Source organism: Halorubrum alkaliphilum, assembly GCF_017873815.1.
GTDB classification, from domain to species: Archaea; Halobacteriota; Halobacteria; order Halobacteriales; family Haloferacaceae; genus Halorubrum; species Halorubrum alkaliphilum.
Genome location: NZ_JAGGKQ010000049.1, coordinates 1 through 6,480 on the forward strand (window position 1 = coordinate 1; position 6,480 = coordinate 6,480).

4 protein-coding genes and 1 pseudogene are annotated in these 6,480 nt (G+C 54.4%); 4 read left to right on the forward strand and 1 reads right to left on the reverse strand.

Annotation, left to right across the window (positions count from 1 at the left end; all coding sequences use genetic code 11):
- The 3 genes and pseudogenes from J2751_RS15310 to J2751_RS15320 form a co-directional block, all read left to right on the forward strand.
- Positions 1-480, forward strand: a 480-nt coding sequence (locus J2751_RS15310) for a transposase (protein ID WP_245202888.1), incomplete at its 5' end; no start/stop codon positions are given.
- Positions 481-507: 27 nt separating this feature from the next.
- A pseudogene (locus J2751_RS15315) lies at positions 508-924 on the forward strand (DUF7509 family protein); the annotation flags it as partial.
- 312 nt (positions 925-1,236) lie between these two features.
- Positions 1,237-3,402 carry a type B DNA-directed DNA polymerase gene (locus J2751_RS15320; RefSeq protein ID WP_209487312.1) on the forward strand — a complete coding sequence of 722 codons (2,166 nt, stop codon included), beginning with the start codon at positions 1,237-1,239 and terminating at the stop codon, positions 3,400-3,402.
- Positions 3,403-3,603: 201 nt separating this feature from the next.
- On the opposite strand, the gene J2751_RS15325 is transcribed toward J2751_RS15320, so the two are convergent.
- Positions 3,604-4,929, reverse strand: a complete 1,326-nt coding sequence (locus J2751_RS15325; RefSeq protein WP_209487314.1) for an orc1/cdc6 family replication initiation protein — start codon at positions 4,927-4,929, stop codon at positions 3,604-3,606.
- 1,067 nt (positions 4,930-5,996) lie between these two features.
- Between J2751_RS15325 and J2751_RS15330 the strand changes: the two genes are divergently transcribed.
- The gene (locus tag J2751_RS15330; RefSeq protein ID WP_209487315.1) at positions 5,997-6,374 is read left to right on the forward strand and encodes a hypothetical protein; all 378 of its coding nucleotides are present in this window, start codon (positions 5,997-5,999) and stop codon (positions 6,372-6,374) included.
- The last annotated feature ends 106 nt before the right edge of the window (positions 6,375-6,480 follow it).

The window sequence follows — 6,480 nt, forward strand, 5'->3', positions numbered from 1 at the left end:
CTGAACAGCTCCAGTCAATTCTGGGTGGGAGAGAACTTCGGTAAGGACGAGAGGCATCACTGTGCGGTGTATCTTTGTCTTGCTATCCAACTACCGCAGATCTACCGATGTCGGTGGGAGGTTGAGTTGCTGTTTCGTGAGTTGAAGACGCAGTACGAACTGGATGAGTTCGACACGAGTGATGAACACGTGGTAAAGATCCTACTGTACGCAGCGTTGCTATCGCTGCTTGTAAGCCGTGATCTGTTGGATCTGGTGACCGAGCAAGCGGGTGATGGGATCGTGTTTCCGACGGAGCGCTGGGCGGCGACCTTTCGGTCGCACGCCCAGCTTATCCTCCACGAACTCGGTGAATATCTCGGCTACTCACCGCCACCACTTCTAGAACGATTGATCGAAGACGCTCAGAAGATCCACAAGCAACGACCAATCTTACAAGAGACACTCGCTACCGCTACTCAACCGAGGTGTGAGTCTTAACTAAAGACGGATGCAGTCCAAAACCTCCAAGCTACTGAAACTGACTTTGACGCGGATGAGGCACTCTGGCTCCTTATCGAACTCCGACGACGACTCCGAAAAGAGCGAGGAGTCAATGCCTTTCTCGCGACGGATCCTGAAATCCCGCTCTACGAAATGGACGCTGCTACCCAAAGTGTCGAATTTACTAAAGTGTCCGTTGCAACTGTCTTTATTGCTCCGGCGATGGGCGACAACCTCGGTGTAGGAATCGAGATCGGATCTGTCTGTGAGCATCTCTCGTCACAGGAACTCCGTGAAGAAGTGCTGTTCCTTGGCGAACAGAACGTCGAAAGTTCGATGATCGATGCGATTTCAGACCGCTGGCACGTTACAGTCGACGAGTTCGATGATTTCGACGGGCTCTATCAAGCTGTCAAAGCTCACGTCCGCCAAGTTGCGTAGCGGGAGCCTCCATTTCATTTGACGAAGTCTGTTGAAACCCTCAGCGAATATAATTTCGATCGGCAGGTCTAGCTCGGAGAATCCAAATGCTTCGGTTTAACCAACAAAATTCTGTGATACAGCCAGTCTGTTGGTTAACACGGGTTCGGGTATCAAAATCGGAAGCGATTCCGGAAAGTGGTTAAAAGAATGAATTTCCGAGGGCGCGATGTTTCTATCGAGACGATCCTCGTTTCCCGAAATCCGGAACAGACACACCGGCGATTATGCGAGATTTCGGTGTATAGAATGGTAGGTGGGTGACTTACGCAAATGACGTTCACGATCGATTTCCTTGACGATGGTCGCGTTCTTGAATGGGAAGCGACCGATGATGGCGCCACCATGACCGAACGCGACGACTACACTCCCCGTTTCTTCGTCGCAGCACGTGACCCTGACACCGACATCGATCTTACACAACTTCATTCACGATACGAACGGCATCCTGACGTCGTCACGCCCGAATCCGTGTCGCGGCGCTCCGGCTTCAGGCGTGACGACGAGCGCGCTCTGGCTGTCGACGTCAACCATGTCGACCGCGTCACACCGCTTGCGCGACAGGCACACCAACTGTCAGCGTACCCCGTTGGAGATCTCGCCTGCTTCAACGTCGATTTCTCACGGGAGTTTCGCTACTGTCTGGAGACGAATCGCGATCCAACGCCGGTAGCGGAACTGTCGACGCTCCGGCTCGGTATTCCAGTGACCGAGACAGGCCAAGACACGTACAGCGAGCTCACAATTGCGGGCGAGACTGTAACCGGGTCAGCAGGAGACATCCTCACCACCGTTCAAGCGGCGATCGAGACACACGACCCAGACATCCTCGTCTGCTCGACGAGCGAGATCGTCCCGACGCTGTACGAGATGGCGACGGCTGCCGGCGTCGACGACTTCTCGCTGAGTCGGTGGCCGGACGTCGACTACCAGCAGCTCGCAAGCCGGTCGACATACTCGAGCTACGGTCGCGTCGGTCATTCACCGGCGCGGTATAACGTTCCCGGCCGCGCGATCATCGACGAGTCGAACACGTTCTTCTACGGGGAGACGAACCTCGACGGCGTCCTCGACCTCGTGTCGCGATCGAAAAAGCCCGTCCAAGAGCTCGCGTGGGCGTCGATCGGGAACGTCCTCACCGCGATCCAGATCTGTGAGGCCCACGACCGCGGTGTCCTCGTGCCGTGGAACTCCTGGCGGCATGAGTTCTTCAAGCCGATGGGGACGCTCCACGACGCCGACCGCGGCGGCTTCATCTTCGCGCCCGAGGTCGGCCTCCACGAGAACGTCCACGAACTCGATTTCTCCTCGTTGTATCCGAACATCATCTGTACCCGGAACGTCTCGCCGGACGTTATCCGGTGTGACTGCCACAGCGACCGCAAGGACGTCCCCGGCCTCGGGTACTCAATCTGCGATGATCGAGGCTACCTCGTCGACGTGCTCCAGCCAATCATCGACGCTCGCGACGAGATCAAGGCGGCCATCCGTCGCGAGAAGAAACGTGACGACCTCGACGAGGACCGACTGTCGGAACTCGAGGGGCGGTCGGGAGCGCTAAAGTGGATCCTGGTGGCTTGCTTCGGATATCAGGGATTCAGCAACGCGAAGTTCGGTCGTATCGAGTGCCACGAGGCAATCAACGCGTTCGCTCGCGAGATTCTGCTGACGGCGAAACAGCAGTTGGAGAACGGCGGCTGGCGCGTCGTCCACGGCATCGTCGACTCTATCTGGGTGACCCCGGATCCCGACGTCGACGACGAGAACCGTGAAAACCTCGACGCGCTCGCAACGGCGATCACCGAGCGCGTCGAGATTCGGCTCGAATACGAAGCCCACTATGACTGGGTGGCGTTCGTTCCCCAGCGCGAGAGCAACGCCGGCGCACTCACGAAGTATTTCGGCAAAGTGGCTGACAACGACGAGTTCAAGTTACGCGGTATCGAGGCTCGTCAGCGGTCGACCCCGTCGTTTATCGAGGATGTCCAGCGGGACTGTCTCGAACGTCTCGATGCAACGAAGTCCGCAGACGCGGTGCTTGGTCACCTTGAGAGAGCGATCGAAGCCCTCCATGCTGGTGCCATTGCTGTAGAGCAGCTCGTTGAACGGAACCGTGTCTCCAAACCGCTCGGAGACTATACACAGAATACACAGAACGTGGCAGCGCTCGAACGTGCTCGTGATCAGAATCTCGCCGTCCACCCTGGACAGGATATCGAGTACGTGGTCGTCGACGACGAGAAGTCTTCACGGGGGCGCGTGGCTCTCGTCCACGAAGAGATCGAGACTTACGACGCCTCGTACTATGAGACTCAACTCGTCAGAGCCGTTGAGAGTGTGTTGTCACCGCTTGGGTGGGATCAGAAGGATATTCGCCGAGAACTCGTCGAGACACGAGAGCTGGATCTGACGGCGTTCACAGCAGTTCGAAACGAGTGATCAGCCAGCAGTATCTGATGACGGCGTCTCTATTTCCTCCAGAATACCGTGATCCGAACTCCTGGACAGTCACCTCTATCGATTTGTTGTGTGAGATACCACCACGATCTGGAGACCCACCCCTATCGACTTGTTACGGGCACCAAGGGAACTGAGTCATCGATAACACCCCCGCCCCTATCGATTTGTTCGAGCCAGAAGCTACTGGTTGAGCTGTGCCTTCACGACAGTACGGAGTTCATAGTCGTCAACGTCGTCGAGCCGCGAATCTTCCCGAAGCGTCTCGATGATAGTCTCCGGCTTCTCACCGAACGTGAACTCAAGGTAGCTGCCCGAGTGTGGCCCCTGACTCTTTCGCTCTGTCTCGACCAGCGAATACGTCGTGAGCTCTTTCATCTTATTCACGTACGTCTCCTGGTGGTACTGATCCGAATCGAGGGTGCCCGTCAAGTACTGATACACCCGGTATCCGTGCGGACTTTTTGCTGCACCAGTGCCTGTTTCACACGCAACAGCCGCGGTCGCGAAGAGACAAAGCTTCTTCTGCGTGCTGATCCCACGAGTAACCTCTAACACGCGGTTCTTCTCAACTTTATCCTGAGCTTCTCGAACGTGCTCCTCGCGAACTTCGTCCGCGCCTGTTTTTTCTCCGATCGACCCTGCTGTTCGCATTAGGTCGATCGCCTTCCGTGCGTCGCCGTTAGTTTGGGCAGCGAATGCTGCTGCGAGCGGGATGACGTCATCGCTGAGTGCGTTCTCGTGGAAGGCATCTTCTCGCGCTCGAAGGATCTCCCGAAGTTGGTTGGCATCGTAGTCGCTAAAGTGAACGTCTTCAGGCGTAAACGAACTGAGAGCACGACTTCCCACACTCTCCATCATCTTCGTATCGTTCGTGATGGCGGTCACGGAAACCTGGGCGGAGATTTCGTTGGTGCTTCCAGCTCGAGAGAGCTGATAGAGAAGGCGGGAGAAGGCTGGTTCGTCCTTATCCCGACGACCGACGAGCATGTCGAGTTCATCAAGGATGAACACAACTGTATCGTAGTGTTCGTTGATGAGACGGTAGAGTTCGCGCCATTTTTTCTTGTTTGGAACCCCGTGTTCCGGGACGTCGACAGTCGTTCCGATGTCGTTCGCCACCTTTCGGGCAAGCTCGTAGACGGCTGCGCCGAGGGTTCCTACGTTCTGGCAGTTCATCTGAATGACGCCGAACCGGATATCACGGCTTTCGCAGAGTTCGACGATGTTCTCGCAAACGGCGTTGATAATAAGAGATTTCCCGGTCCCGGAGGGACCATAGAGGAGAAGGTTCGGTGGCCGCTCGTTACTAATCGCGACACGAAGGTGCTGAGTAATATCGGTGAGCTGGGTGTCCCGACCGACAATACGTTCTTCGTCCACGATCTCGTTCGGCTCGAGGAGCGACCGATTCTTGATGAGACTCGCAGCTTCCTCCTGCTCAAGAATGAGATCTTTGATAGAACCCGTGGACTCGGAGGTTTCCTCGGGACCAGGATCCGTGGGCATACCAGACTTCACTCTATCGGAATACTAAAAGATTCCCCTGTCGATATCTTTTCTACCGGTATGACGTTCAGAACCAGAAGATCAGAGGGTTACACTGTTATCTTCCGTGACCTCCGACGATTTGTTAGGAAACCCTTCGTCTCGACCAATACAGGATAACTCACGGACACCCTCTCACCCCTATCGATTTGTTCTAACCACAAAAGAGGGACGGGGTGAAAGAATTCTCGAACGGACCAATACTCTATCTACATCACAATTAGTACGTGATCGAGAGCTGTTTTCATCTTCTCTCTCTCTTCTTTCTAGTTCTAGCTACTAGCTAACTAGTAGAACGCACCTCTATCGACTTGTTCTAACGACACACTTCCGTCCTGTCTCTCCACAAATTGGCTGATTAAATACTAATCGAGAAATCAGGGGACGTAGAGCTGTCTCGGGCAACTTGTAGGCACTATGGCGAGATGGCCTGTAATCTCCTTTGTTTCCTAGACTAACTACTCTACACTCACCCCTATCGATTTGTTCAATCCCCTTCCAATCTATCGAATACAGCAGGATCGAGCTGATAAAAAGCTGATCCCGTCGAAGACCCTCATTCTGATGACCTATATCCACGTGGGTTCCACGTAGTCGACTCTCCCCTCCTCGCCCTTTCTCGTCAGAACAAATCGATAGGGGTGGGTGTGTGGTCCTGTCGACACGGTCACGATAGATGTAGCCAATTACGGAAATTCAAGGAGAAAGCCCCGTGCTTCAGCGCGGGGATAAATCCGCCAACTCCTCTACAAGCCACGCTCTATGTTCTGAACGGATGTTTTAAGTGAGTAATTACCGTATTAACATGTAACCGAGGCGGCCTGCCCGCCCACCTAATCGGACAATATCGGGATTCCCTGATTCCACACAGAAAGCACCCCTTTCTGTTGGTGAGATTTGGGTTGCAGTCAGCAAAGGTATCTCCGAATCCCATGCCGGGATAGGAGTAACGGCTGGTTGGCACAGCCAGTAGTTGTTCACCAAGACGACTACAAACCGTAACCATCCCAACCCAGCGGTGTGGTACCGTGGGAATCCTCGCCGTTCACGGCGGGGAGGATGTCAAGTGGAGATCCGATCCTATGTTCAATTTCGGCATTTTCCCTCTATTGGTTCAATGTTGGTCTTTCGTGGATAGCTTCCCACTGAACAAATCGATAGAGGTGACCCTCCGGATGGAGGTGGTTTTGTTCAACAAGTCGATAGGGGTGCCTCTCCTTGATTTTAAATCGGAATCAGATTTCAGCTCCTGTATTCGGATCTACATTCTCTGCCCTAATGAAGAAACGACGGTAACACCGGGGATGAGTCATCTATGCGCCTCTATCGTGCCGCTCTTTGATTCAGTTACCAGAATTGAGGCGAGAATGCCCCTTCCTCAAGGAGCGACCACCGGGAGCGAGTAGGGAGGGGATGTATCGCCGCACGCAGTACAAACCATTAACTGAACATATACCGAATCAGCAGACAGCGATGGAATACAGTCACCGCTACCACGCGTATCCGACACAA